Origin of the sequence: Aeromonas sp. Prich7-2 (genome assembly GCF_017939255.1) — a bacterium.
GTDB classification, from domain to species: Bacteria; Pseudomonadota; Gammaproteobacteria; order Enterobacterales; family Aeromonadaceae; genus Aeromonas; species Aeromonas caviae.
Map to the genome: position 1 here is coordinate 40,519 of NZ_JAGKRI010000010.1, position 23,991 is coordinate 64,509.

The window sequence follows — 23,991 nt, forward strand, 5'->3', positions numbered from 1 at the left end:
GTGGCAGGGGGCGGTGCGCCGCCCCCTTCCGGATCTGGTTCGGTCTGTGTTCGTGCGTGATGCACGGAGGGAATGAAAGATGTTTTTGCCTCAAGAAATTATTCGCAAGAAGCGCAACGGTGAAGCGCTCAGTACCCAAGAGATTCAATTCTTCGTCCAAGGCATAACCAACAACACCATCGGTGAGGGGCAGATCGCGGCCCTGGCGATGGCGGTCTACTTCAAGGACATGACCATGGATGAGCGGGTTGCCCTGACCTGCGCCATGCGCGACTCCGGCATGGTATTGACCTGGGATCACCTCAACCTGGGCGGCCCCATCGTCGACAAGCACTCCACCGGCGGTGTGGGTGACGTCGTGTCCCTGATGCTGGGCCCCATGGTCGCTGCGTGCGGCGGTTTCGTGCCCATGATCTCCGGCCGTGGTCTCGGCCACACCGGCGGTACCCTGGACAAGCTGGATGCCATTCCCGGCTACCAGACCTCGGTCGACAACGACCGCTTCCTGAAAGTGGTGAAAGAGGCGGGTGTCGCCATCATCGGCCAGACCGGCGATCTCGCCCCGGCGGACAAGCGTATCTATGCGGTACGGGATATCACCGCCACCGTCGAGTCCATTGCCATGATCACCGGCTCCATCCTCTCCAAGAAGCTTGCCTCCGGGCTCGAAGCGCTGGTGATGGACGTGAAGGTGGGCTCCGGCGCCTTCATGCCGACCTTTGAAGCCTCCGAGGAACTGGCCAAGAGCATCGTCGCCGTGGCCAACGGGGCCGGCTGCCGCACCTCTGCACTCCTGACCGACATGAACCAGGTGCTGGCCTCCAGCGCCGGCAACGCCGTGGAAGTGCGCGAAGCGGTGCGCTACCTGACCGGTGAGTATCGCAACCCGCGCATCCACGAAGTGACCATGGCCCTGTGCGCCGAGATGCTGATCTCCGCCGGTCTTGCCAGCGATGACGGCGATGCCCGCACCAAGCTGCAGGCGGTGCTGGACAATGGCAAGGCAGCCGAGATCTTCGGGCGCATGGTGACCGGCCTCGGTGGTCCCGCCGACTTCATGGAGCGCTACGACGCCTACCTGCCCAAAGCCGCCATCGTGCGCCCCGTCTACGCGGCCCACAGCGGATTCGTCACCGCGATGGATACCCGTGAACTGGGCCTGGCGGTGGTCGCCATGGGCGGTGGTCGCCGCGCCGCCGCCGACAAACTCGATTATGCGGTCGGTCTGACCGACTTTATCCGCCTGGGTCAGAGCGTCGATGCTGACAAGCCGCTCGCCCTGATCCACGCTCAGACAGAAGCTCAATTTGCCGAGGCTGCCCGCATGGTGCAGGCTGCCGTGAAGATCGGCGACACCCGACCAGAGGCGCTGCCCGAGGTTTACCGTCGCATCGGTCTGGCTGATTTGTAACAAGGGGAAGTCCCATGAAACGTACCTTTATTCTGATGATGGACTCTTTCGGTATTGGTGCTGCCGCCGATGCCGACAAGTTCGGCGACGTGGGTGCCAATACCCTTGGCCATATCGCCAAGGCGTGCGCCGCCGGTGAGATCGAGGGCCGTGGCGCTCTCAACCTGCCAAACCTCAGCAAGCTGGGTCTGGGCCACGCGGGCGAACTCGCCAGCGGCACCTTCCCGGCCGGACTGAACAAGGATGTCGAGGTGATCGGTGCCTACGGCTTTGCCCAGGAGCTCTCCTCCGGCAAGGACACCCCGTCCGGTCACTGGGAGATTGCCGGCGTGCCCGTCTTGTTCGAGTGGGGTTATTTCCACGACCATCACAACAGCTTCCCGCAGGAGCTGCTGGATGCCATCGTCGAGAAGGCCGGTCTGCCCGGGTATCTGGGCAACTGCCACGCCTCCGGCACCCAGGTGCTGGACGATCTGGGCGAAGAGCACATGCGCACCGGCAAGCCGATCCTCTACACCTCCGCCGACTCCGTGTTCCAGATCGCCTGCCACGAAGAGACCTATGGCCTCGAGAAGCTCTATGAGCTGTGCCACATCGTGCGCGAGCTGCTGGAGCCCTACAACATCGGCCGCGTCATCGCGCGTCCGTTCGTGGGCAGCGGCAAGGGCAACTTCAAGCGCACCGGCAACCGCCACGACTACTCCGTGCTGCCGCCGGCGCCGACCGTGCTGGACTACATGAAGGAAGCGGGTGGCCAGGTGGTCTCCATCGGCAAGATCGCCGACATCTATGCCCAGCAGGGCATCACCAAGCAGGTGAAGGGGACCGGTCTGACCGAGCTGTGGGACAGGACTCTGGAAGAGGTGAAAGCGGCCGGTGACCAGACCATCGTCTTCACCAACTTCGTGGACTTCGACTCCTCCTACGGTCACCGCCGTGACGTCAAGGGCTACGCCGATGCGCTGGAGTACTTCGACTCCCGCCTGCCGGAGCTGTTCGACCTGCTGCAGGATGGCGACGTGGTGGTGCTGACCGCCGACCACGGCTGTGACCCGACCTGGAGCGGTACCGACCACACCCGCGAATACATTCCGGTACTGTTCTACGGCAAGCCGGTCAAGGCGGGCTCCGTCGGTCGTCGCGAGACCTTCGCCGACATCGGCCAGAGCATCGCGGCCTACCACGGCCTGCCCAAGCTGCAATACGGTACCAGCTTCCTGTGATGGTGACCCCGGGCCGGTTCGCCTGCCCGGGGTGCCACAGGGCCCCGGTTTCCTGTAATGTACCGCCGCCGCGCAGGCAGCGGACAATCCATAAAGACAATAAAACTCAACCTAGTGTGAAGGAATAAAGAGAATGGCAACTCCTCATATCAATGCGAAAGATGGCGCCTTTGCTGATACCGTGCTGATGCCGGGCGACCCCCTGCGTGCCAAGTACATCGCCGAAACCTTCCTGGAGAACGTCGAGCAGGTGTGCGACGTGCGCAACATGTTCGGTTTCACCGGCACCTACAAGGGTCGTCGCATCTCCGTCATGGGTCACGGCATGGGCATCCCGTCCTGCTCCATCTACGCAAAAGAGCTGATCACCGACTACGGCGTGAAGACCCTGATCCGCGTGGGCTCCTGCGGTGCCGTGCGTGAAGACGTGAAACTGCGTGACGTGGTGATCGGCATGGGTGCCTGCACCGACTCCAAAGTGAACCGTCTGCGCTTCAAGGACCACGACTTCGCCGCCATCGCCGACTTCGACCTGGTGGCCAATGCCGTTCAGGCCGCCAAGAACAAGGGTGTGGCCGTGCGCGTGGGCAACATCTTCTCCGCCGATCTGTTCTACACCCCGGACCCCTCCATGTTCGACGTCATGGAAAAATACGGCATCCTGGGTGTCGAGATGGAAGCTGCTGGTATCTATGGCGTGGCCGCCGAGTACGGTGCCAAGGCGCTGACCATCTGCACCGTCTCCGACCATATCCGTACTGGTGAGCAGACCACCTCCGAAGAGCGTCAGCTGACCTTCAACGACATGATCGAAATCGCGCTGGACTCCGTCCTGCTGGGTGACAACTGATCCCCCTCGCGCATAAAAAAACGGCGGCCCTCGGGCCGCCGTTTTTTTATGCGAAGCACGGTCAGAGATCGAGGGCGAAGCGCCCCTTGCCCGACTGCTTGGCCTGGTACATGGCGGCATCGGCCCGGTGCAGCAGATCATCGATGTGACAATACTGGCCCGATTGGCAGAGGGCGCCTCCTATGCTGCCGGCAAGGGGCAGCCGGTGACCGGCCACGTCCCCAGGAACCGCCATGGCCGCCAGCAGCCGCTCGCACAGGGCGGGCAGCTCCAGTTCCGGCTGGCGCAGGGCGGGCAGTATGATGGTGAACTCGTCGCCGGCCAGGCGCGCCACCATGTCCCCCGGGCGCACCTCGGCACTCAGCACCTGGGCGAAGCGTTGCAACAGGGCATCGCCGACGTGGTGTCCCAGCCTGTCGTTGATCCCCTTGAAGCCGTCGAGATCGAGGAACAGCAGGCCCAGGGGTTCGGCATTCTGGCGCACCCGCTCCAGCTCCCGGGAGAGGCGCAGGGTGAAGGCGCGCCGGTTGGGCAGGCCGGTGAGGGGGTCGTGAGCCGCCTCGTGTTCCAGCTGGCTTTGCAGCGCCTTGAACTCGGTGATGTCGCTGCCGAGGATGTAGACCCCGGGCTCGTCGCCCCGGCTCGGGATCATGGTGATCCTGAGGTCGCGTCGGCCTATGGGGAGATCGAAACGGTGCTCGAAACTCACCTGCTCACCGGCGAGGGCCTTTGCCACATAGGCCATGGCCCTGCCGTGGGCCTCCTCGCCGATGACGTCCCGCACGCTCATTTCCCGCATCTGTTCGGTATCGAGCCCGAAGTAGCGGCAATAGGCCTGGTTGGCGAACAGGTAACGCCCCTCGGGCGACACCATGCTGATGGTGACCGGCAGGCCATCGGTGATGGCCCGCAGTCGGGCACGGCCACGCTCGATCTCCGCGAGCACCTGGCGGCGGGCCGTGATGTCGTGCAAAAACAGGGCGATGCGCACCTTGCCGTCGAACTGGTAACGCTCGGCAATCACCTCGACCGGGATGTGCCGGCCTGTGCGGGTGATGATGTCGCACTCCAGCCGCCGTGGCGGACTCTGCGGGTTGCCTGACAGGCTCAGCAGGGGATGCTCGGCGCCGAGCAGCCCGAAGAGGGGACGGCCCAGCATCTCGTCGGCGTGCCAGCCGAGCAGGGTGGTGGAGGCCGGGTTCCAGCCTGTGATGATGAAATCGGCATCGAGCTCGAGGAAGGCATTGCTGGTGTGCTCCAGCATGTGCTGCAAGCGGCGCTGCTCCTGCCACAGCTGCTGCTGCATGGCGCCGCGCTCGCGCATCTCCTGATGCAGCTGTTCCACCGTGCGGGAAAGCTCCCGGGTCCGTGACTGCACCTGCTGCTCGAGCCCTTGCTGCAGCCGCACGAGTTCGGCCTCGGCCTGTTTGCGCTCGGTGAGGTCGGCAAACACGGCGATCATGTGGGGGGCCATGGTGCGGCTCTGGCAGAGGGTCACGCTGAGCTGGACCCAGCACTGGGTGCCATCGGCCCGGATCATCCGCTTCTCCAGCCGGTAATCCTGCCGTTGCCCCGCGATCAGGGCATCGAACAGGGGCTGCTCCCGTTGCAGATCTTCGGGATGGGTCATGGCGAGCCAGGTCCGGCTCAGCATCTCATGCTCGCTGTAACCGAGCAGCCGCTCCAGCCCCGGGTTGGCCCGCAGCCACTTGCCTTCGAGGGAGGAGAGGGCCATGCCCACCGACGACTGGTTGAAGGTGAGGGTGAAGAGATGCTCCTTGTCTTCCAGCACCTGATTGAGGGTGCGCACCTGGTGGCGCCGCTCCAGATCGTGCAGGGTGTTCTCCACCAGGCGGCCGAAGTCGTCGAGATCCCGGCAGGCATCTTCGTCGAGATGGCGCGGCACATGGTCCACCAGGCAGAGGGTGCCGAGCACCACGCCATCGAGGGCGCGCAGGGGTCGGCCGGCGTAGAAGACCACACCGGGATCATCGGTCACCAGCGGATTGTCGGCAAAGCGGAGATCCCGTCTGGCATCCGGTACCTGCATGATGTCGGGGCGCAAAATGGCATGACCGCAGAAGGAGTGCTCCCGGTTGATCTCGCACATATCGACCCCGGTGCGGGCGAGAAACCACTGCCTGTTCACGTCGGTCAGGGAGACCATGGCGATGGGGAGTGCGAAATGCCTGGTGATGAGCCGGGTGAGGCGATCAAGCTGATCGATGGGCTCGTGGTCGAGCAGGCCGAGGATGCGCAGTCGTTCCAGTCGACTGTGTTCATCCAGCGGTAAGGGGGGGGCAATCATGTGGCTCTCCTGCCAGTGATCTTGCCAGTGTTATATACAAGCCGGAGGATGTGATCCACTCCCGCTTATTGCGGAGCGGCGGGTTTGCTCTGTTTCTTGTGCTTGCGCACCCGCATGTAGTTGCGACGGACCCCGTAGGAGATGAGCAGGCCGGCCAGCAGCATCACCAGCAGCATCAGGCGCTGTTTCTCCTGGTTGACCTTGAGATGGGTATCTTGTGCGGCCAGCAGTTTCTGCTCTTCCAGGGTGATCCTCAGATAGCCCAGGGTCAGGTTTCCGTCCTGGATCTCCTGGACGAACTGGATGCGCCCCTTGCCCTGCTCCGGCAGGGATTTGTTGTCGCTGCCGATGGGCAGCAGACTGTCCAGCGGCAGGGCGTTGTCCGACTGGGCGAGGGGAATGCCGCGGGCGTCATAGAGGGTGACATCCAGAATGTCAGGCTCGGCGGCCAGATCCTGCGCCAGTCTCTCCAGTTCGCTCTCCTTGTCCTCCTTGATCCAGCGGCGCATGTCCCGGGCGGCATAGGCGACCAGCGCCTGTGCCCTGTCCCGTGCCGCCGCGTGCAGGGCGGCCTGGCTCTCTCCCTGCATGTGGATGAGCAGCACCAGCACCCAGAGACCGAGCAGGACTCCCGCCGCCAGGCTGACAACACGTTTGATGGGAAGATGACGCACAGAACCGGGCCTCTGGTAATGGATGAGCGGGGCTGGCTGGTGCCCCGGTGCCGCGAAGCGGGAAACAGGGTGGTCTGTTTCCATGTCTGCCCGCACCGCAGGCGGGATCTTGGCGCTTGCCTGTACAAAAAGCAATACGCTACTCTGGGCCCGCATGATGAACCCCATGATTTCCAAGGAAGGCGTCTCTCTTATGTTGTTGTCCCAACTTCCCCGCTCCCTGCACGACTGGTCCGGGGCCCTGAGCTGTGCTCCCTGCTGGCAGCTCACCAACGAAGCCCTGCTGCCCGCGGCCAACGCCCACGACAGCGCCTGGATTGTCCTGTTTGGCAAGGGGCTGGAGGCCGGTCATCTGGCCCGCCTGGCCCAGCAGCTGGATGCCCTGGGGCTTGAGTCAAGCCTCTATCCCGCAGGGGAGCAGGCCGGTATTCCGCTGCTGCTGCTTGGCACCAACCGCTTTTCCCCCGAGCTGGTGCAGGCGCTCAAAGCCCAGGAGTGGGACATCGACCTGTGTCATCTGGCCGCCCTGCCTACCCTGAGTGAGCCCGGTCTGCTGGTGATGGACATGGATTCCACCGCGATCAGGATAGAGTGCATCGACGAAATCGCGCGGCTGGCCGGGGTCGGTGAGCAAGTGGCGGCCGTTACCGCGGCGGCCATGCAGGGCAAGCTGGAGTTTGCCGACAGTCTGCGTGCCCGGGTGGCGCTGCTGGAAGGGGCGCCGGTCACCATCCTCGACGAGGTGGCGGCCGACATGCCCTGGATGCCGGGCCTGCCACTCATGGTCGATGCCCTCAAGCAGGCTGGCTGGAAGGTGGCGATCGCCTCCGGTGGCTTCACCCGCTTTGCCGGCGAGTTGCAGCGTGCTCTGGGTCTGGATGCCATTTTCGCCAACGAGCTGGCGGTGGAAGGGGGCTTGCTGACCGGCAAGGTGAGCGGCCCCATCGTCGATGCCGCCGCCAAGGCCGAGGCGCTGCAACAGCTGGCCTCGGAGTACGGGGTGGTTGCATCCCAGACGGTCGCGGTCGGCGATGGGGCCAACGATCTCAAGATGATGGGGGTGGCGGGGCTTGGCATTGCCATTCATGCCAAACCCCTGGTTCGTGCCCAGGCGGCGGCGACCCTCAATCACCACGATCTGGAAGGGGTGCTCTGCCTGCTCGGCGCCCTGGCTTGTCGCGACCGACGCTGGTGCTGATCCCGCTCAAGGAGGAGCCGATCACGAGATGGAACTGTTACAGCAATCCCTGTTTGTCCCCTGCGGTGAGCATCGACTCCATGTGCGCCATATCCAGCCCGGTGTCGCGGTGCATGCCGACCCCATCCTGATGGTGCACGGGGCCATCGAGAACGGCCGCATCTTCTACACCGAATCGGGCAAGGGGCTGGCCTGCTTTCTGGCTCGCCACGGGTATCAGGTCTATGTGGCGGATCTGCGTGGTCGGGGTCTGAGCACACCGACCATCGCCGAGCGGGCCGGCCACGGCCAGCATGAGCTGATCACCGAGGATCTGCCCGCCCTGCAGCGCTGGGTATCGGCCCGCCATGCCGGTGCCCGGGTGCACTGGATGGCCCACTCCTGGGGCGGCGTCATCATGGCCTCGACCCTGGTGCGCTTCCCCGAGCTGGCGGAGCAGGTTGCCAGCCTGGTGTTCTTCGGCACCAAGCGGGGGGTCTCGGTGCAGAACCCGGAGCGCTGGTTGAAGGTGGATCTGATCTGGAACCGGCTCGCCCCCTGGCTGGCGCGCCGCCGGGGGTTTCTGGCCGCCCGCCGGTTGAAGATAGGGGCCGATGATGAGCCCCTGCGCTACTTGCAGGAGACCATCCCCTGGGTCAAGTGCGGGCCCTGGTTGGACCCCTTTGACGGCTTCGCCTATGACGAGGCGGCGAGCCGGGTCAACTGGCCCCCGCTCTGGATGATCTCCGCCAAGGCGGACAAGGTACTTGGCCACCCCGTCGACGTGCGCCGCTTCAGCGACGAGATGGGCTCGGCCGCCCGCCACACCCGCCTTGGGCGGGACAACGGCAACCGCCTCGATTACGACCACATCAACATGCTGACGGCCCCCCAGGCACAGGAGGATCACTTCCCCGACATCCTCGCCTGGCTGCGTAACCCCCAGGCTGCCTGATAGACAAAAAACGGGCACTTGCGTGCCCGTTTTTTGTTGTCTCCCGGCCCTGCTGGCTAGCGGGGCCCGGATGGTATGCCAAGGCGGAACAGGGTCGCCTCGGTGGTATCGGTCAGTTCACCCACGCCCACGACACTCCAGAGCTCCTCTTCCAGCTTCTTGGCCTTGTGAATGGCGAACTTGGCGATGTAGTCCAGTTCACCCGCGATGAAGCTGGTGTCCGGGCGGCCGGTGCGCGAAATACCCACCAGTACCGAATAGAACTCGCCCTGTTGCCGGGCCAGCTCGATGAAGCGGCGCTTTTGATCCGGTGAGCTGAAGCTGCTGGCCAGGTGGCTGCGAAACAGGGGGGTTCCCCCCTGGGAGTGGAGGGCGGCGATGTAGACCTCCTCCTCTTCCGGCTTGTCTTCCCGCTCGATGGCGCGCAGGGGATTGAGCAGCAGGGCCTTGAGCAGAGCCCCCTGGAACAGGGGATACAGGTTCAACTGCTGATCCTGCTCGGCACAGATGCGCAGAAGACGGGAAAGGCTGCGTGGTTGTGGCGAGAGGCCGGCCGCGGCCAGTTTCGGGGCGGCCTTGAGTTTGTTCACATAGACGGGGGTGTTGAACAGGTGGTGGGTGTAGAGGTTGCGCAGCGCCCTGGCCATGCCGCGATAGCGATTGAACTCCCGGGTGGTCTTGAGCTTGTTCTGGTTGCTTTCGATCAGCAGGCTGAAGAACTGGTGGCCGGTATGGCGCTCGGCCGTCCCCTCGATGCACAGATGCAGCACGGTTCTGCTCAGGTTGAGGCTGACCAGCCGATAGGGTAGGCGTTGCAGGTCCATGTTCCTGGCGAGCTCCTGCAAGCGGGGCAGAGCCACCGTGATGATGTCTCCCTTCTCCCCGTCGAACGGCTCCTCCAGCTCGATTTGCATGCCGTGGGCAGAGATGTCTCGGGTCCAGCCGACCCAGGATCGCTCCTTGTGATGCAAGACGATGGCCGTCTTGTGCATGTAGCGCGCCTCCTTGCGCAGTTGCACATAGTGCAGCGTCTCTATCTCGAAGGGGGCGGCATGGATGTCATGGCCAAAGCGCTGCAAGGCGTTGGCGTTGAGCGGATCCTGACCCGTCTCTCGCTGGAACTCGTCGCGCTGGTTGTCCAGGTTTATCTCCTGCAGCATGCCTACGTATCCGAGCTGGGCCAGGCGCTCGCGCAGCAGCCTGTCCTGCAACGGGCTCGCCCCGCCCTGGGGGTTGTCGAGGTCGGCCTCCCGCAGGGTGCAGGCTTCCATGCTGAACTTGTATACCCGCCAGCTGGGGCGGCGGGCGCCGATCTGGAAGAAGAGCGCGGTCAGTCCGCTCTGTTCCAGCTCCTCCCGGGTCGCGGAGAAGAAGTAGAGGTGGCTGCGTACCGCATGGGTAAAGCAGTAGATCAGCGTCTCGCGCAGCCCCGCTTTGCCTGGGAGCAACGAGGGCATGCGGGCAGCGGTGAAGAGGCTGGCGAGCATGTCGCGGTTCTTGGCGTCGCGCCAGTATTCGAGAATGTGCTGGTTGTTCTCGGTGCGCAGGGCGATCTCGAGGGCGGGGACGCTGCCCTTGCCGAAATAGAGGGGCATGCCGGTCATGCGCGGCAGATAGAACTGCTCATACCCCTTGATGACGGCGGCGGAGAGCAGGTAGTCGACGCTGACGCGATAGCGGCTGCGGTTGCGCTCGATGAAGTCGCGCAGGAACTCGTCAAACACCGGATGCTCGCCGTTCTTGAGCAGCCTGAGCCAGAATTTGTCCTCTTTTCTCTCCTCCCCCAGGATCTGGTAGCTGACCGGGTCACGCAGCAGGGGATGGGGATGATCGCGTTCCAGTCCGGTGAAGAAGACGGCTATCAGGTCGCCTGTCTGGTAGTCGGGCAGATAGGGCACGGATACCCGGATGCCGCCAAGGGAGATGTCGGAGCTCTTGGCGAGGATCTTCTCGCCGTTGGCGAGCTGGAGCACCATGGGAGAGCTGAAGTGCATGCGCTCTTCCTGCCGCCCGTAATGGCTGGCGAAGGGGATGGCGCTGACATCGAACGGACGAAACGGGCTGATGGGCAGCGCCAGATTGTCGCTGCGCCCCTGGTTGAGTTTGTACCAGGCTTGCAGCGCCTCGTAGACCCCCAGTGTGTAGCTGTCCCGGTAGAGGTAGCACTGGGATTGAAACAGCTCGATGGCCTCGGCGGGCATGAAGTGGGTCACCCCGTCGAACTCATGCACCTGACAGAGGGCGCCCAGCTCGTTGCGCATGTCGATGACGCGCCGGCAGGGGGTGCACTTGCGTTTGAGTTCCATCTTCAGCAGGAACCGGCTGTTGGTATTTTCGTTCTGGGTTAGACGGTTGAAGATTTCGTCGAAGTCCTTTTCCCGGAGCAGGGGGACAAGTTGTTCTATCAGATGTAGTGGTTGTTCTGAATCCATGTATTCCTGCCGCGGAAAGTCACTTTTCCGATTCTGGGTTTGATCTGCCGGTCGCAAACAAGTATATCAAGCAGGAATTCATCCTGTCCCCGAGTTATCCATGGCCAAAAACAAAACCGCCTATGTTTGTTCCGAATGTGGAGCCGACTTCACCCGCTGGCAAGGCCAGTGCAGCGAGTGCAAGGAGTGGAACACCATCACCGAGGTGCGACTGGGGGTGACGACACCCGGCAAGAGCGCTCGCTATACCGGTTATGCGGGCGCCGTCGGCAGCCAGGTGCAGACCCTGGCGGAGATCGCCACCACGGAGATCCCCCGTTTCAGCTCGGGCTTCAAGGAGCTGGACCGCGTACTCGGTGGCGGCGTGGTCCCCGGTTCGGCCATTCTCATCGGCGGCAACCCCGGGGCCGGCAAATCGACCCTGTTGCTGCAGACCATGTGCGGCCTGGCGCAGCGCATGAAGACCCTCTATGTGACCGGTGAGGAGTCACTGCAACAGGTGGCGATGCGGGCCGGTCGGCTGGGTCTGCCCACGGACAAGCTGCGCATGTTGTCCGAGACCAGCGTAGAGCAGATCTGCCTCATCGCCCAGCAGGAGCAACCTCAGATCATGGTCATCGACTCCATCCAGGTGATGCACGTGGCGGATGTGCAGTCCGCGCCGGGGTCCGTCTCCCAGGTGCGGGAGTCGGCGGCGCTGCTGACACGCTATGCCAAGCAGAATCATGTGGCCATCTTCATGGTGGGCCACGTCACCAAGGACGGCACCCTGGCGGGTCCCAAGGTGCTGGAGCACTGTATCGACTGCTCCGTGCTGCTGGATGGCGGGCACGACTCGCGTTTTCGCACCCTGCGCTCCCACAAGAACCGCTTCGGTGCGGTCAACGAACTGGGGGTCTTCGCCATGACCGGGCAGGGAATGAAGGAGGTGAGCAACCCTTCCGCGATTTTCCTCAGCCGCGGGGAGGAGCAGGCTCCGGGCTCCATCGTCATGGTGATCTGGGAAGGCACGCGCCCCCTGCTGGTGGAGTTGCAGGCGCTGGTGGATTACTCCCAGCTCTCCAATCCGCGCCGGGTAGCGGTGGGGATGGACCACAACCGTCTCGCCATGCTGCTGGCGGTGCTGCATCGTCACGGCGGGTTGCAGATGGCGGATCAGGATGTGTTCATCAACGTGGTGGGTGGCGTCAAAGTCGAGGAGACCAGCGCGGATCTGGCGCTGCTGCTGGCCATGGTGTCGAGCTTCCGGGATCAGGCCCTGCCCAAGGATCTGGTGGTCTTTGGCGAGGTGGGACTCTCCGGCGAGATACGGCCCGTGCCCTCGGGTCAGGAGCGACTGCAGGAGGCGGCCAAGCACGGTTTCCGCCGAGCCATCGTCCCGCATGCCAATGCGCCCAAACATCCCATCGAGGGGATGGAGGTGGTGCCGGTGAAGAAACTCTCCGATGCCCTCGAGGCCCTGTAACCGACCATGAAAAAGGAGCGTATGGACGCTCCTTTGTTTTTCTGCCCGCCCGTTCAGGATTCGGGGGGGACGTGGTCTCGGTGCTCTTGCAGCAACTGCTCCAGCTCACGATGGAGCAGTTGCTCCTCTCCGATGTTCAGCTCGATCATCCGCTTGAGGTGAGTGGCGCTGTCGATGTCGATGTGGTGGCAGTAAAACCCCAGCTTCTTGCTGGCTTCGTGGGTCAGCTCGACCTGCATCTTGATCTCGATGTCGCTGCCCCCGAGCACGAAGCAGATTTCGTACTCCTTGTCCTCGCTGGCGACCCAATCCTCGGGTCTGAGCAGCAGGGCTCCCTGCAGGGAGACATCGACCAGCTGGGTGCGCCACTGGTGTTCACCCTGGGTGAGCTTGGCGGCGGTCAAATAGAAAATCCGAGTAAAGTGGCGGCGCTCGGCCATGGTCGTCTCCGGTCTGCGTGCGAGCAAGATGCTCATCCTTCATGTTGCAGAGTGTAATCCAGCTGGCACGCCAGGATATTGAACTGGCTCCGATATTGAATATCAGACCTGCTGATGGCTGAGGGATTCCACCACCTGCAGCGCCTTGACCAGCCGATCCTCCTGTTTGAACCTGTCCTCCAGCACGGGGCCGAGCTGGTTCAGATCCTCGTCCAGTTGCAGCAACTGGGCTTCGTCGGCGTTGCTGTACTTGTCGTTGAACTCCAGCGCGAATTCGGTACAGGCACGGATATGGGGGTAGATGCGCTTGGCCAGCTCCAGTTTGTCCCCGCTGGCTTGCTCAAAGGCGGTGACGACATGGTTGTAGATCTCGAAATGGCCTGCGCTGACGTAATCGACCAGTTGTTCGCAAAAACGTTGCAGTTCGACGTGGCCTGGGAGGGTGCGTTGCTTGCACTTGGCGGGCATGAGGCCTGCCAGTCGCATGTACTCGACCAGCAACGCCTGTCTGGCATCCAGCCAGTCATCTATTGCTCTGTGCTTGCCTGCCAGTGCGCGCTTGGTTTTTTCCAGTTCAGTTAACATAGTCCCTCCATGGGCATGGCATGCGGCTCTCGGGTCGCATGCCTTCGGTCATTCTCATCGACTGACGACACTCCTATAACTAGGGAAAATCCAGTTGACCGTCAATAGGAGTGTAGGGATATTGTTACATCAGGCGGGGATTTGCATGCCTCTCCCCACCGGTACTTCGCATCCTGTCGCCCATCCAGGGGACAAGGGGGCGATATATGTGACTATTTCCGCAGATCTTGATGAAAACCCCAGCATTCAAGCCAATCCGGCTGATAAAGCCTTTGCCTGAGTGTTTTTTTTTGAATAGAGTGGCCCGGTGCTAAATGCCCGATCATAAAGGAAATGTTATGAACAAAGCTCAACTTGTCGATGCAATTGCCGCCAAAGCAGACCTGAGCAAAGCTCAGGCCAAAGTCGCTCTGGAAGAGATCATCAATGGTATTACCCAGAGTCTGAAAGAGGGCGATGCCGTTCAGTTGGTGGGTTTTGGTACCTTCAAGGTCAACCATCGCGCGGGCCGTACCGGTCGCAACCCGCAAACCGGTAAAGAGATCCAGATTGCAGCTGCCAATGTGCCGTCCTTCGTGGCTGGCAAGGCGCTGAAAGACGCCGTCAAATAAGGTCGTCTTGTAATCAAATGAAACCCGGCTTGTGCCGGGTTTTTTCTTGCCATCTTCGTCAAAATTTGTTTCAGATACACTCAGGATATGGCATGCGCTGTAGCGAGGTGGATATGGAACAGAAAAATGCCATTCGGCAGGTAGCCGTCCCCTGGGCTCCCTCTCGTCAACTCCCTCCCGGCCTAGTCGTGGCCGAACTGCATCAGGATATCTGGAGCGACACCCTGACCGTCATGCTGGGGCGTGCTCGCAGTATCGATCTGCCTCCGTTGCCCCTGTGCCGGGTGAGTTTTCGCCACATCTTCGCGGTGCGGGTGATGGAGGATTGCGATCTGGCGGAGGGGCGTGACAGCCACGTCATCGAGGAGCAGATCCAGCTCATCACCCCGTCCCGTTTCGCCAGCTGGTTCCATCAGGAATCCGATGGACTGCACCTGGATGAAGATTTGCAGCACTACCGCATCTCGACCTGGGATTACTGCGCCGATGTGCTGACCTCTTCTCCCCCTGAACTCCAGTTCATGGTTCAGGAAGAGTAAGCCAGACTGTCGGGTCACCTCCGTGGTGACAAAAAAGCCGGCGCAGGGGCGCCGGCTTTTTCTTGTTCGGGAGCGTGGGGCGCTTAGCCCAGGATCTGGTCCCGGTGCAGCCCCAGCACGATCAGCAGCCCGATGAAATAGAAGGCGCTGAGCTTGATGCCGAGAATGGTGAGCAGGCCGGCGCACAGACGCACCAGGGCCTTGTGCAGCCAGGATCCGGTGAAGCGGTACATGATCACTCCACCGCGTCGGCCGGCGCGAACTCCGGCACCTTGGCCATGGCGTCCAGCACCACTTGGATGTCGGCCCCCGGCTTGCAGGCATTCTCGCTCAGATGGCGACGCCAGGCGCGCGCCCCCTGCATGTTCTGGAACAACCCCAGCATGTGGCGGGTCATGTGGGAGAGGTAGTTGCCCTTGGCCAGCTCCTGTTCGATGTAGGGCTGCATCATCCGCACCACCTCGTGGCGGCTTGGCACGGCATGGTTCTCGCCGAACACCAGATTGTCCACCTGGGCCAGAATGTAGGGATTCTGGTAGGCTTCGCGGCCCATCATGACCCCGTCGAGGTGCTGCAGATGTTCAAGAGTCTGTTCCAGACTGGTCACCCCGCCGTTGATGGCAATGGTCAGTTCCGGATAATCCTGCTTGACCCGGTAGACGCGAGGATAATCGAGGGGCGGGATCTCGCGGTTCTCTTTCGGGCTCAGGCCGCTCAGCCAGGCCTTGCGGGCGTGGACGATGAAGGTATCGCAACCGGCGTCCCGTACCTGCTCGATGAAGGCCTGCAAGAACTCGTAGGAGTCTTGCTCGTCGATGCCGATACGGGTCTTCACGGTGACCGGAATGTCGACTACGTCGCGCATCGCCTTGACGCAATCAGCCACCAGCGCGGGTTCGCCCATGAGGCAGGCGCCGAAGCGGCCGTTTTGCACCCGATCGGAAGGGCAGCCGACGTTGAGGTTGACCTCGTCATAGCCGCGCTCCTCGGCGAGCCTGGCGCAGCGGGCCAGGTCTGCCGGGTTGCTGCCACCCAGTTGCAGGGCGAGAGGGTGTTCCTGCTCGCTGTAGCCCAGATAGTCGCCCTTGCCGTGGATGATGGCGCCCGTGGTCACCATCTCGGTATAGAGCAGGGTCTGGCGGGTCATCAGACGGTGGAAATAACGGCAATGCCGATCGGTCCAGTCCAGCATGGGGGCGATGGAAAAGCGCTGCGCCTGCATAAAAATCATCCGGGTTGGCCAAACAAGGGGCGGGATTCTATCACAACGTGAGACAGCCCCAGAAAATGAATTTTGTCGCCGCGCACTGGGGGCCCTGTGATAGTATCCGGCTAATTGACAGGGTATCTGCGTGAACATGAATCAAGACCAACTTCTACAACGAGCGGAACGCCTCTGCGAGCAGCGAGGGATCCGTTTCACCCCGACACGGCGCCAGGTGTTCCGGCTGCTTGCCGCCCACGGCAATGCCATCAGTGCCTATGATTTGCTGGCCCAGTTGCAGCAGACCGAGGCTCATGCCAAACCGCCTACCGTCTATCGGGCGCTCGACTTCCTGCTCGAACAGGGCTTTGCCCACAAGGTGGAGTCGCTCAACGCCTTCATCTTCTGCTGCCACTTCGACCATGCCCACCCGATGCAACTGCTGATCTGCGATCGTTGCGGTGAGGTAGTGGAGCTGCACGATCCCGCCATCGACGGCGCCTTTTCCGAGCAGGCTCATCAGCATGGTTTTACTATTACCAACAAGACCATAGAAGCCCATGGTCAATGTGCCCGCTGTTCCGTTACCGTAGGAAGTCAAGATGAAGGCTGATTTTGTAAACCCGTTCCTGCTCTCCCTGCTCAACGTGCTCTCCACCATGGCACAGCTGGAACTCAAACCGGGCACGCCCAAGCGCAAGACGGACGAGCTGGCTCGGGGAGATGTCTCCGGCCTGATTGGCATGGTGGGTCCGCAGACCCGGGGTTCCCTCTCCATCAGCTTCGAGAAGGGGCTGGCATTGGAGATCATGCGTCGCATGCTGGGGGAGGCGCCGGCCACCATCAACGAGGAAGTGACCGACATGGTGGGCGAGATCACCAACATGGTGACGGGCGGCGCCAAACGCATGCTGGGGGAGAAGGGCTATGAGTTCGACATGGCGACCCCGGTCATCGTCTCCGGTCCCAATCACACCATCACTCACCGGGCCGACGGCGCCAAGATCATGATGCCGTTCGAATCGGAGTATGGCCGTGCCACCATCGAGATCTGCTTCGAGTAATCGCCATGTGGAAGATGCTGAAATGGAGTGTCATCGGTGGGGTGGTGCTGCTTATCCTGTCGGATATCGAGATCAGCACCTCTCTCTACAAGTACGAAGACAACCGCGTGGAGATCAACTTCCCGCGCTGGCAGGCTGACCAGCCCTGGGGCACCCTGCGCTGGCATGCGGGCCGGTTTGAGCATCACTGGTACGGTCTTGCAGGCAAACCCAAGCCCGCAACCGTCCTCTGAAGAGCGCTCTCCACAACGGATGAACCAGATTGCACCAACAAAAAAGAGGCCAGCAAATGCTGGCCTCTTTCATTTGGTCAAGATCTGTTATCAGGCCGCTTCTGCAGCCAGCTTGCCATTGCCACGCACCATGACACCGAGGCCACAGGCCAGCAGGGTCGGCAGCAACCAGGCCAGGCCTTTGTCAAACAGCGGCAGGAAGGCGAAAGCATCCATCTTCATGCCGGCGGCGCCCAGGCCGTCCAGGCAGCCGAACAGGAAGGCGACCAGCAGCACGGAGCGGAACACCAGGCGGGGGCGACCGAAGTAACCCTTCAGGAAGGTGACCAGTACCAGCGCCACGGCAACCGGGTAGATGGCGACCAGCACCGGAATGGAGAGGCTGATGAGCTGGCTCAGGCCCACGTTGGCCACGATGCCGCAGATGACACCCAGCAGCACGACCAGCTTCTTGTAGCTCATGCCGGTCAGGTTGTGGAAGAAGTCGGAGCAGGCGGAGATGAGGCCGACGGCCGTGGTGAAACAGGCCAGGGTGATGATGGCTGCCAGGATGAACTGACCCGGTTGGCCGAACAGACTCAGCACGTAGGCGTTGACGATAGCACCGCCGTTGCTCACGTCGGTGGCGACGCCGGCAGCGGTGTTGCCCAGCTGGAACAGGGAGACATAGACCACGGAGAGACCGATGGCGGAGATGATGCCAGCGATGGCCAGGTACTTGAACTGGCTCTGGTAGTCATGGATGCCTTTCTGGCGCAGCAGGTCGACGATCAGGGCGCCGAACATCAGGGACGCCAGGGTGTCCATGGTGTTGTAGCCTTCCAGAATGCCTTTCACGAAGGGGGTGCTCTGGTAGTCACCGGATGCGGCAGGCATGCTTCCTTGCGGTGCGACGAAGACACCGATGGCCAGGGTCAGCAGCAGCAGCATCAGCAGCGGGGTCAGGTACTTGCCGATGGCATCCATCAGCTTGCCCTGGTTGAGGGAGACCAGGATGGCTACGCCGAAGAACAGTACTGTATAGGCAGCCAGACCGGATGGTCCCATGTCGCCAAGGAAGGGCTTGAGGCCCATCTCGTAGGCCACCAGGCCGGTACGGGGGGCGGCGAAGGCCGGGCCGATGATGATGTAGATGGCGACGGCCAGTGCGGTGGCCACGCCGGCCGGCAGCAGCTTGGTCATGCCGGCCCAGCCGTTGCCAGCCTTGGCGACGGCGATGATGGTGATGAGGGGCAGGCCCACGGCGGTGACCAGGAAGCCCAGCATGGCCAGGGAGAGGTGCTCACCCGCCATGAAGCCGGCCAGGGGCGGGAAGATGATGTTGCCTGCGCCCAGATAGAACGCAAAGGTCATGAAGCCCAATCCGAGTACATCGGACAATGTGAGTGATTTCGTCAAGTTCAACCTCGTCTGTCTTGTAAACTATTGCTTGTTATAGTTTTTTATTTGTCAGTGACCGGCACTTTCCGGGGGTAAAAAAAAGAGCCCCGCTGGTTTTTTCATCGCGACCAGTGGTTTGAACTGGTCTTGAGCGGGCGCTCATTTAGCAGTCAGCATAATGATGTGAAAAAATAGTTCAAGGCAAAATTTACATCTTCAAATAGAAGGGGCTGGTTAGTTGGATATATCTGTCGGAATAGCCTCCCGTGGCAGAATGGATCACAATTTCCCCCCTCTCACACTTGTTTAATCCTCTGCCAAGCAGCAATAAAACACGATTTGCCTCTTTCCCCTCTCTGGTAGTAACAGCCAGATAACAACGCTCATACAGATCATAACTCGACGAAATGCATAAAATTTCATCCGCCATCGCCGTGGGCAGCACCAGGGCCAGTTGCCCGGTACGGCTCAGCAGGCGATCGCTGGCGGCCAGCAATCCCCTTGGGTCGAGCCCCCCGGTATGACGGGCCAGAGCCCTGGCCGGATCGCGAAGTGTCTGGCCTGCCGGGAAATAGGGCGGGTTGGAGACGATGAGATCGTAAGGGGGGGCGAGGTGATCCTGAATGGCGCTCTCTATGATGGTGACCCGCTCACGCCAGGGGGAGGCCGTCACATTCTCATGGGCCTGCATGGCTGCATCCTTATCCAGCTCCACCCCGTCTATGTGGCAGTCGTTCGTGCTGCGCTGGGCCACCATCAGGGCGATGAGGCCGCTGCCGGTGCCGATGTCCAGCACCCGGCGGGCGCTGTCGACTGGCGCCCAGGCTCCCAGCAGAATGCCGTCCGTACCGACCTTCATGGCGCAGCGGTCGTGATCGATGTGAAATTGCTTGAACGTGAAACCGTTGTTGCGCCCCATTCGGCCCTCCTCCTGTGCCTGCTCGCGGAAAATGGCCGGCGATTATAGCGGCTAAGCCACAGTCACCATAGGAGCCGGCGGCATAATCGCCTATAATCTGCCGCTTCCTTAATGACCGAGTATTGCCATGAGCCAGTCCTTTGATGATTTCGACCTGAATCCAGCCCTCAGTCGGGCCTTGGCCGAGATGGGATTCACCCGCCCCACCACCATCCAGCAGATGGTGCTGGAGCCAGCCCTGGACGGCCGCGATATTCTGGCCTCTGCGCCGACCGGAACCGGCAAGACCGCCGCCTTCCTGCTGCCCGCGATGCAGCACCTGCTGGACTTCCCGCGTCGCAAGCCGGGTCCGTGCCGCATGCTGATCCTGACTCCGACCCGCGAGCTCGCGCTGCAGGTGAGTGCTCACGCCAAGGCCCTGGCGGTGCACACCCATCTCAGCATCGAGACCATCATCGGTGGCGTCAGCCATGAAGAGCAGCTGCCTGCCCTGACCAAGACCACCGACATCGTGGTGGCCACCCCGGGCCGTCTGCTCGAGTACATCGAGAAAGAGGAGTTCGAGAGCCACGACATCGAGGTGCTGGTGCTGGATGAAGCGGACCGGATGCTGGACATGGGCTTCATCAAGGACGTGAACCGCATCGTGGAAGAGGCGCGCTACCGCAAACACACCATGCTCTTCTCCGCCACCCTGGAAGGGGCCGGCCTCGAGAAGTTTGCGAGCGAGATCCTCAAAGACCCGGTTGAGCTGCACGCCGAGCCGCCCCGCAGCGAGCGCCGCCCCATCACCCAGTGGATCCACCTGGCCGATGATGCCGCCCACAAGCTGGCTCTGCTGGTGCATATCCTGAAAAACCCGGAAACCCAGAAGGCCATCATCTTCGTCAAGACCCGTGAGCGACTGGCGGAGCTTTCCGGCCAGTTGCAGGCGGCAGGCGTGCCCTGCGCCTGGATCCGTGGCGAGATGGAGCAGGCCAAGCGCATCGAGTCTATCCGCAAGTTCCACGAAGGGGAGGTGCCCTTCCTCATCGCCACCGACGTGGCCGCCCGCGGCATCGACCTGCCGAACGTCAGCCATGTCATCAACTACGACATGCCCTACGGCGCGGATGTCTATGTGCACCGCATCGGTCGTACCGGTCGTGCCGGCAACCGTGGCTGCGCCATCAGCCTGGTGGAAGCTCACGACATGGCCATGGTCGCCAAGATCGAACGCTACACCGAGGAGCGCCTCAAGCGCCGGGTGATCGATGAGCTGCGCCCCAGACACAAGGAAGCGCGGGTGCCGGTGAAGAAGAAAAAGCCGAAGGATGCCAAGAAGTCGGCAAAGAAGAAAAAGAAGTAATGCCCCCGAGCACAGTTGAAACGGCCATCCCAGGATGGCCGTTTTGCTGTCTGCTGCCTGGGGAGTGGCCTGAGAGAGGCGCAGAAAAAAGCCGACGCAAGGACGTCGGCCAACAAAAAGTGCTTACAACAGAGGATTCACAGAGTCAGACCCGAGGATCTCCGACTTGGTTCCCTTGAATGTGTAATTAATTTTCAGCGCGCTTGAACATCAGGGTATTGGCGTCGGACTCTTCCGGTACAAAGTAGTAGCCGTCGGCATTGAAACCGGTCAGCTGTTCCACCCGGGTGAGCCGATGCTTGATGATATGGCGTGCCATCATGCCGCGGGCCTTCTTGGCGTAGAAGCTGATGATCTTGAACTGGCCGTTCTTCTCGTCCTTGAAGACCGGGGTGATGATGCGCCCCGGCAGGGCTTTCGGGCGCACCGACTTGAAATACTCGTCGGAGGCGAGGTTGATCAGTACGTCGTCCCCCTGGGCTGCCAGCGCCTTGTTCAGGTGCTCAGTGATGATGTCGCCCCAGAACTGGTAGAGGTCCTTGCCGCGCTGGTTGTCGAGGCGGATCCCCATCTCCAGGCGGTAGGGCATCATGAGGTCCAGTGGTCGCAGTACGCCATAAAGGCCGGAGAGCATGCGCAGGTGGGCCTGGGCGAAGTCGAGGTCGGCCTCGCTGAAATCTTCTACGGCCAGACCGGTGTAGACATCCCCCTTGAAGGCCAGCAGCGCCTGGCGGGCGTTGGCCGGCGTGAAGTCAGGCTGCCACTCGGCAAAGCGGGCGGCGTTGAGGCCAGCGAGCTTGTCGCTGATCTTCATCAGGCTGGCGATCTGGTCCGGGCTCAGTTGACGAGCCCGGGTGATCAGTGCTGCGGAGTGGTCCAGCAGTTCGGGTTGGGTGAAACGGGAGGTCACCAGGGGTGACTCGTAATCCAGCGTCTTGGCCGGGGAAACCACAATCAGCATAACGGTCCTTTACTAGCGATGACGCACGCCCCTCATTCATCCAGGGTCACGTTGTCGAGAGTGCCTGCGCCCAGCTGCTCGCGACCCGACAGCTTGATGAGCAGTCGCAGGTCGTTGGCGGAGTCGGCATGGGCAAGGGCCTCACTGTAGCCAATTTGGCCGGCGCAGAACAGGCCGAACAGCGCCTGATCGAAGGTCTGCATGCCGAGCTCGCCGGATTTGGTCATCACCTCCTTGAGTCTGTGCATCTCTCCCTTGCGGATGATGTCGGTGACGAGCGGGGTGTTGAGCAGGATCTCGAAGGCGGCGACCCGGCGCTGCCCGTGAGCGGAGGGGAGCAGCTGCTGGGCGACGATGGCGCGCAGGTTGAAGGAGAGATCGAACAGGAACTGGCGGTGCTTCTCCTGGGGGACCAGATGCAGGATGCGATCCAGCGCCTGGTTGGCATTGTTGGCGTGCAAGGTGGCGAGGCAGAGGTGCCCCGTCTCGGCGAACTGGATGGCGAACTCCATGGTCTCCTGGGAGCGGATTTCACCGATGAGGATGACATCCGGGGCCTGGCGCAGGGAGTTTTTGAGGGCGACATCGAAGGATGCGGTGTCGATCCCCACCTCCCGCTGGGTCACCAGACAGCGATCGTGCTGATGGACGAACTCCACCGGATCCTCCACCGTCAGGATGTGGCCGTCACCGTGCTGGTTGCGAAAGCCGATCATGGCCGCCTGGGTGGTGGACTTGCCGGCGCCAGTGGCGCCGACGAAGAGCACCAGCCCGCGTTTGGCCATGGCGACCTCCTGCAGGATGGGAGGCAGCACCAGCTCGTCAAAGGTGGGGATGCGGGTCTCGATGCGGCGCAGCACCATGCCCGGCATATCCTGTTGCCAGAAGGCGCTGACCCGAAAGCGCCCCAGCGAGCCTCGCTGGATGGCGTAGTTGGCCTCGCGGGTGTGCAGGAAGCGCTCGAAGTGGGTCTCGTCCAGGCTTTCTCTGATCAACGCCAGCGCCGTCGTCTTGTCGAGGGGAGCCGGCCCGAGCGACACCAGACGCCCGTTGACCTTGAGGGTCGGGGGGGCATCGACCGTGATGAAGAGATCCGAGCCCTTTTGTTCAACCAGTGCGGCGAGCAGAACATCCATGTTCATGGCGACTCCTTGGGTGTGCGAGCTTAAATGGTATTGGGATCGACCGCCTTGGCCTTGGCATCGAGGGAGGCGACGACCCCCCGGTTGACCAGCTGCTTGAGGCTCTGGTCCATGGTCTGCATGCCGTGGGTCATCCCGGTCTGGATGACGGAATAGAGCTGGGCCACCTTGTCTTCCCGGATGAGGTTTCGCACCGCCGGGATCCCCAGCATGATCTCGTGGGCCGCCACCCGGCCGCCACCGATACGCTTGAGCAGGGTCTGGGAGATGACCGCCCGCAGGGATTCGGAGAGCATGGATCGCACCATGTCCTTCTCCGAGCCGGGGAAGACGTCGATGATGCGGTCGATGGTCTTGGCAGCCGAGGAGGTGTGCAGGGTGCCAAACACCAGGTGACCGGTTTCGGCGGCGGTCATGGCGAGGCGGATGGTTTCGAGGTCCCGCATTTCACCTACCAGGATGATATCCGGGTCTTCCCGCAGGGCCGAGCGCAGGGCGTTGCTGAAGCTCTTGGTGTCGCGGTGTACTTCCCGCTGGTTCACCAGGCAGCGCTTGTTCTCGTGCACGAATTCGATGGGATCCTCGATGGTGAGGATGTGGTGGTGGAAGTTGTCATTGATGTAATCGACCATGGCGGCCAAGGTGGTGGATTTGCCCGAGCCGGTGGGTCCAGTCACCAGCACCAGGCCGCGAGGGTACTCCGCTATCTTGCGAAATATCTCCGGCGCCCCCAGATCGTCCAGGGTCAGAACGGTGCTCGGGATGGTACGAAACACGGCGCCCGAGCCGCGCGCCTGCTGGAAGGCGTTGACCCGAAAGCGTGCCATGCCGGGTACTTCGAAGGAGAAGTCCACCTCGAAGTTCTCCTCCAGCTCCTTGCGCTGGTGGTCATTCATGATGTCGTAAATGAGAGCATGGACTTCCCGGTGATCCAGGGCGGGCAAATTGATCTTGCGAACCTCCCCATCAACCCTGATCATCGGGGGGACCCCGGCCGAGAGGTGTAGATCCGAGGCCTTATGCTTTACACTGAATGCCAATAACTCTGTGATATCCATAGATTTGTTATT

The 23,991-nt window shown here is 62.0% G+C and carries 24 protein-coding genes; 12 read left to right on the forward strand and 12 right to left on the reverse strand.

From position 1 onward, the window contains the following. The first annotated feature begins 79 nt into the window (after positions 1 to 79). The 3 genes from deoA (at position 80) to deoD (ending at position 3,484) form a co-directional block, all read left to right on the forward strand. Complete coding sequence (deoA, locus tag J9892_RS03010; protein WP_043153005.1) at positions 80 to 1,411, forward strand: thymidine phosphorylase; 1,332 nt, start codon at positions 80 to 82, stop codon at positions 1,409 to 1,411. Positions 1,412 to 1,425: 14 nt separating this feature from the next. Beyond that, positions 1,426 to 2,634: a phosphopentomutase gene (locus J9892_RS03015; RefSeq protein ID WP_039039948.1), complete on the forward strand. Its 1,209-nt coding sequence runs from the start codon at positions 1,426 to 1,428 to the stop codon at positions 2,632 to 2,634. Between the two features lie 133 nt (positions 2,635 to 2,767). Then, a complete protein-coding gene (deoD, locus tag J9892_RS03020) occupies positions 2,768 to 3,484 on the forward strand; it encodes a purine-nucleoside phosphorylase (RefSeq protein WP_005341325.1) in 717 nt (238 codons plus the stop codon). Positions 3,485 to 3,545: 61 nt separating this feature from the next. Here deoD and J9892_RS03025 read toward each other — a convergent pair whose 3' ends face one another. Together J9892_RS03025 and J9892_RS03030 are read right to left on the reverse strand one after the other, a co-directional pair. Further along, positions 3,546 to 5,792, reverse strand: coding sequence for a PAS domain S-box protein (locus J9892_RS03025; RefSeq protein WP_043153008.1), 2,247 nt, complete (start codon positions 5,790 to 5,792; stop codon positions 3,546 to 3,548). 65 nt (positions 5,793 to 5,857) lie between these two features. Continuing rightward, entirely contained in the window at positions 5,858 to 6,466 is a 609-nt protein-coding gene (locus J9892_RS03030) for an AhpA/YtjB family protein (protein ID WP_010673032.1), read from the reverse strand. A 193-nt stretch (positions 6,467 to 6,659) separates the two neighbouring features. Between J9892_RS03030 and serB the strand changes: the two genes are divergently transcribed. Further along, positions 6,660 to 7,664, forward strand: coding sequence for a phosphoserine phosphatase SerB (gene serB / locus J9892_RS03035; protein WP_202043095.1), 1,005 nt, complete (start codon positions 6,660 to 6,662; stop codon positions 7,662 to 7,664). A 28-nt stretch (positions 7,665 to 7,692) separates the two neighbouring features. Then, positions 7,693 to 8,598 (forward strand): alpha/beta fold hydrolase, encoded by a 906-nt coding sequence (locus J9892_RS03040; RefSeq protein ID WP_043153013.1) that lies wholly within the window; start codon positions 7,693 to 7,695, stop codon positions 8,596 to 8,598. A gap of 56 nt (positions 8,599 to 8,654) precedes the next feature. On the opposite strand, the gene J9892_RS03045 is transcribed toward J9892_RS03040, so the two are convergent. Beyond that, positions 8,655 to 11,030, reverse strand: coding sequence for a PilZ domain-containing protein (locus tag J9892_RS03045; RefSeq protein WP_102949145.1), 2,376 nt, complete (start codon positions 11,028 to 11,030; stop codon positions 8,655 to 8,657). A 100-nt stretch (positions 11,031 to 11,130) separates the two neighbouring features. On the opposite strand from J9892_RS03045, the gene radA reads away from it, so the two are divergent. After that, positions 11,131 to 12,495, forward strand: coding sequence for a DNA repair protein RadA (gene radA / locus J9892_RS03050; protein WP_010673036.1), 1,365 nt, complete (start codon positions 11,131 to 11,133; stop codon positions 12,493 to 12,495). Between the two features lie 53 nt (positions 12,496 to 12,548). On the opposite strand, the gene J9892_RS03055 is transcribed toward radA, so the two are convergent. Both J9892_RS03055 and J9892_RS03060 read right to left on the reverse strand, forming a co-directional pair. Beyond that, the gene (locus J9892_RS03055; RefSeq protein ID WP_029313755.1) at positions 12,549 to 12,935 is read right to left on the reverse strand and encodes a PilZ domain-containing protein; all 387 of its coding nucleotides are present in this window, start codon (positions 12,933 to 12,935) and stop codon (positions 12,549 to 12,551) included. Between the two features lie 102 nt (positions 12,936 to 13,037). Beyond that, positions 13,038 to 13,520 carry an Rsd/AlgQ family anti-sigma factor gene (locus tag J9892_RS03060; protein WP_029313757.1) on the reverse strand — a complete coding sequence of 161 codons (483 nt, stop codon included), beginning with the start codon at positions 13,518 to 13,520 and terminating at the stop codon, positions 13,038 to 13,040. Between the two features lie 338 nt (positions 13,521 to 13,858). Between J9892_RS03060 and hupA the strand changes: the two genes are divergently transcribed. Next, positions 13,859 to 14,131 (forward strand): nucleoid-associated protein HU-alpha, encoded by a 273-nt coding sequence (hupA, locus tag J9892_RS03065; RefSeq protein ID WP_005305063.1) that lies wholly within the window; start codon positions 13,859 to 13,861, stop codon positions 14,129 to 14,131. Between the two features lie 113 nt (positions 14,132 to 14,244). Next, positions 14,245 to 14,670, forward strand: coding sequence for a hypothetical protein (locus J9892_RS03070; protein WP_029313758.1), 426 nt, complete (start codon positions 14,245 to 14,247; stop codon positions 14,668 to 14,670). Between the two features lie 83 nt (positions 14,671 to 14,753). Here J9892_RS03070 and J9892_RS03075 read toward each other — a convergent pair whose 3' ends face one another. Together J9892_RS03075 and dusA are read right to left on the reverse strand one after the other, a co-directional pair. Beyond that, positions 14,754 to 14,903 carry a hypothetical protein gene (locus tag J9892_RS03075; RefSeq protein WP_080944170.1) on the reverse strand — a complete coding sequence of 50 codons (150 nt, stop codon included), beginning with the start codon at positions 14,901 to 14,903 and terminating at the stop codon, positions 14,754 to 14,756. Between the two features lie 2 nt (positions 14,904 to 14,905). Continuing rightward, the gene (dusA, locus tag J9892_RS03080) at positions 14,906 to 15,892 is read right to left on the reverse strand and encodes a tRNA dihydrouridine(20/20a) synthase DusA (protein ID WP_210537973.1); all 987 of its coding nucleotides are present in this window, start codon (positions 15,890 to 15,892) and stop codon (positions 14,906 to 14,908) included. Between the two features lie 136 nt (positions 15,893 to 16,028). Here dusA and zur point away from each other — a divergent pair, with 136 nt between their 5' ends. The 3 genes from zur to J9892_RS03095 are packed head-to-tail and all read left to right on the forward strand — an operon-like array spanning position 16,029 to position 17,171. Next, the gene (gene zur, locus J9892_RS03085) at positions 16,029 to 16,487 is read left to right on the forward strand and encodes a zinc uptake transcriptional repressor Zur (RefSeq protein WP_049636537.1); all 459 of its coding nucleotides are present in this window, start codon (positions 16,029 to 16,031) and stop codon (positions 16,485 to 16,487) included. After that, positions 16,477 to 16,938, forward strand: a complete 462-nt coding sequence (locus tag J9892_RS03090) for a chemotaxis protein CheX (RefSeq protein ID WP_202043099.1) — start codon at positions 16,477 to 16,479, stop codon at positions 16,936 to 16,938. Before zur ends, J9892_RS03090 begins: the two co-directional genes overlap by 11 nt. A gap of 5 nt (positions 16,939 to 16,943) precedes the next feature. Beyond that, positions 16,944 to 17,171 carry a hypothetical protein gene (locus J9892_RS03095; protein ID WP_039039956.1) on the forward strand — a complete coding sequence of 76 codons (228 nt, stop codon included), beginning with the start codon at positions 16,944 to 16,946 and terminating at the stop codon, positions 17,169 to 17,171. 90 nt (positions 17,172 to 17,261) lie between these two features. Here J9892_RS03095 and brnQ read toward each other — a convergent pair whose 3' ends face one another. Next, positions 17,262 to 18,524 carry a branched-chain amino acid transport system II carrier protein gene (gene brnQ, locus J9892_RS03100; RefSeq protein WP_045523295.1) on the reverse strand — a complete coding sequence of 421 codons (1,263 nt, stop codon included), beginning with the start codon at positions 18,522 to 18,524 and terminating at the stop codon, positions 17,262 to 17,264. A gap of 235 nt (positions 18,525 to 18,759) precedes the next feature. Continuing rightward, the gene (locus J9892_RS03105; protein ID WP_210537974.1) at positions 18,760 to 19,470 is read right to left on the reverse strand and encodes a methyltransferase; all 711 of its coding nucleotides are present in this window, start codon (positions 19,468 to 19,470) and stop codon (positions 18,760 to 18,762) included. A gap of 127 nt (positions 19,471 to 19,597) precedes the next feature. On the opposite strand from J9892_RS03105, the gene srmB reads away from it, so the two are divergent. Next, complete coding sequence (gene srmB / locus J9892_RS03110) at positions 19,598 to 20,818, forward strand: ATP-dependent RNA helicase SrmB (protein ID WP_041210934.1); 1,221 nt, start codon at positions 19,598 to 19,600, stop codon at positions 20,816 to 20,818. A 187-nt stretch (positions 20,819 to 21,005) separates the two neighbouring features. Here srmB and yaaA read toward each other — a convergent pair whose 3' ends face one another. The 3 genes from yaaA to tapT are packed head-to-tail and all read right to left on the reverse strand — an operon-like array spanning position 21,006 to position 23,979. Further along, positions 21,006 to 21,779, reverse strand: a complete 774-nt coding sequence (gene yaaA / locus J9892_RS03115; protein WP_210537975.1) for a peroxide stress protein YaaA — start codon at positions 21,777 to 21,779, stop codon at positions 21,006 to 21,008. A gap of 32 nt (positions 21,780 to 21,811) precedes the next feature. Beyond that, positions 21,812 to 22,921: a PilT/PilU family type 4a pilus ATPase gene (locus J9892_RS03120; protein WP_041214461.1), complete on the reverse strand. Its 1,110-nt coding sequence runs from the start codon at positions 22,919 to 22,921 to the stop codon at positions 21,812 to 21,814. Between the two features lie 23 nt (positions 22,922 to 22,944). Further along, positions 22,945 to 23,979 (reverse strand): type IVa pilus ATPase TapT, encoded by a 1,035-nt coding sequence (gene tapT, locus J9892_RS03125; RefSeq protein ID WP_010673050.1) that lies wholly within the window; start codon positions 23,977 to 23,979, stop codon positions 22,945 to 22,947. Between the last annotated feature and the right edge of the window lie 12 nt (positions 23,980 to 23,991).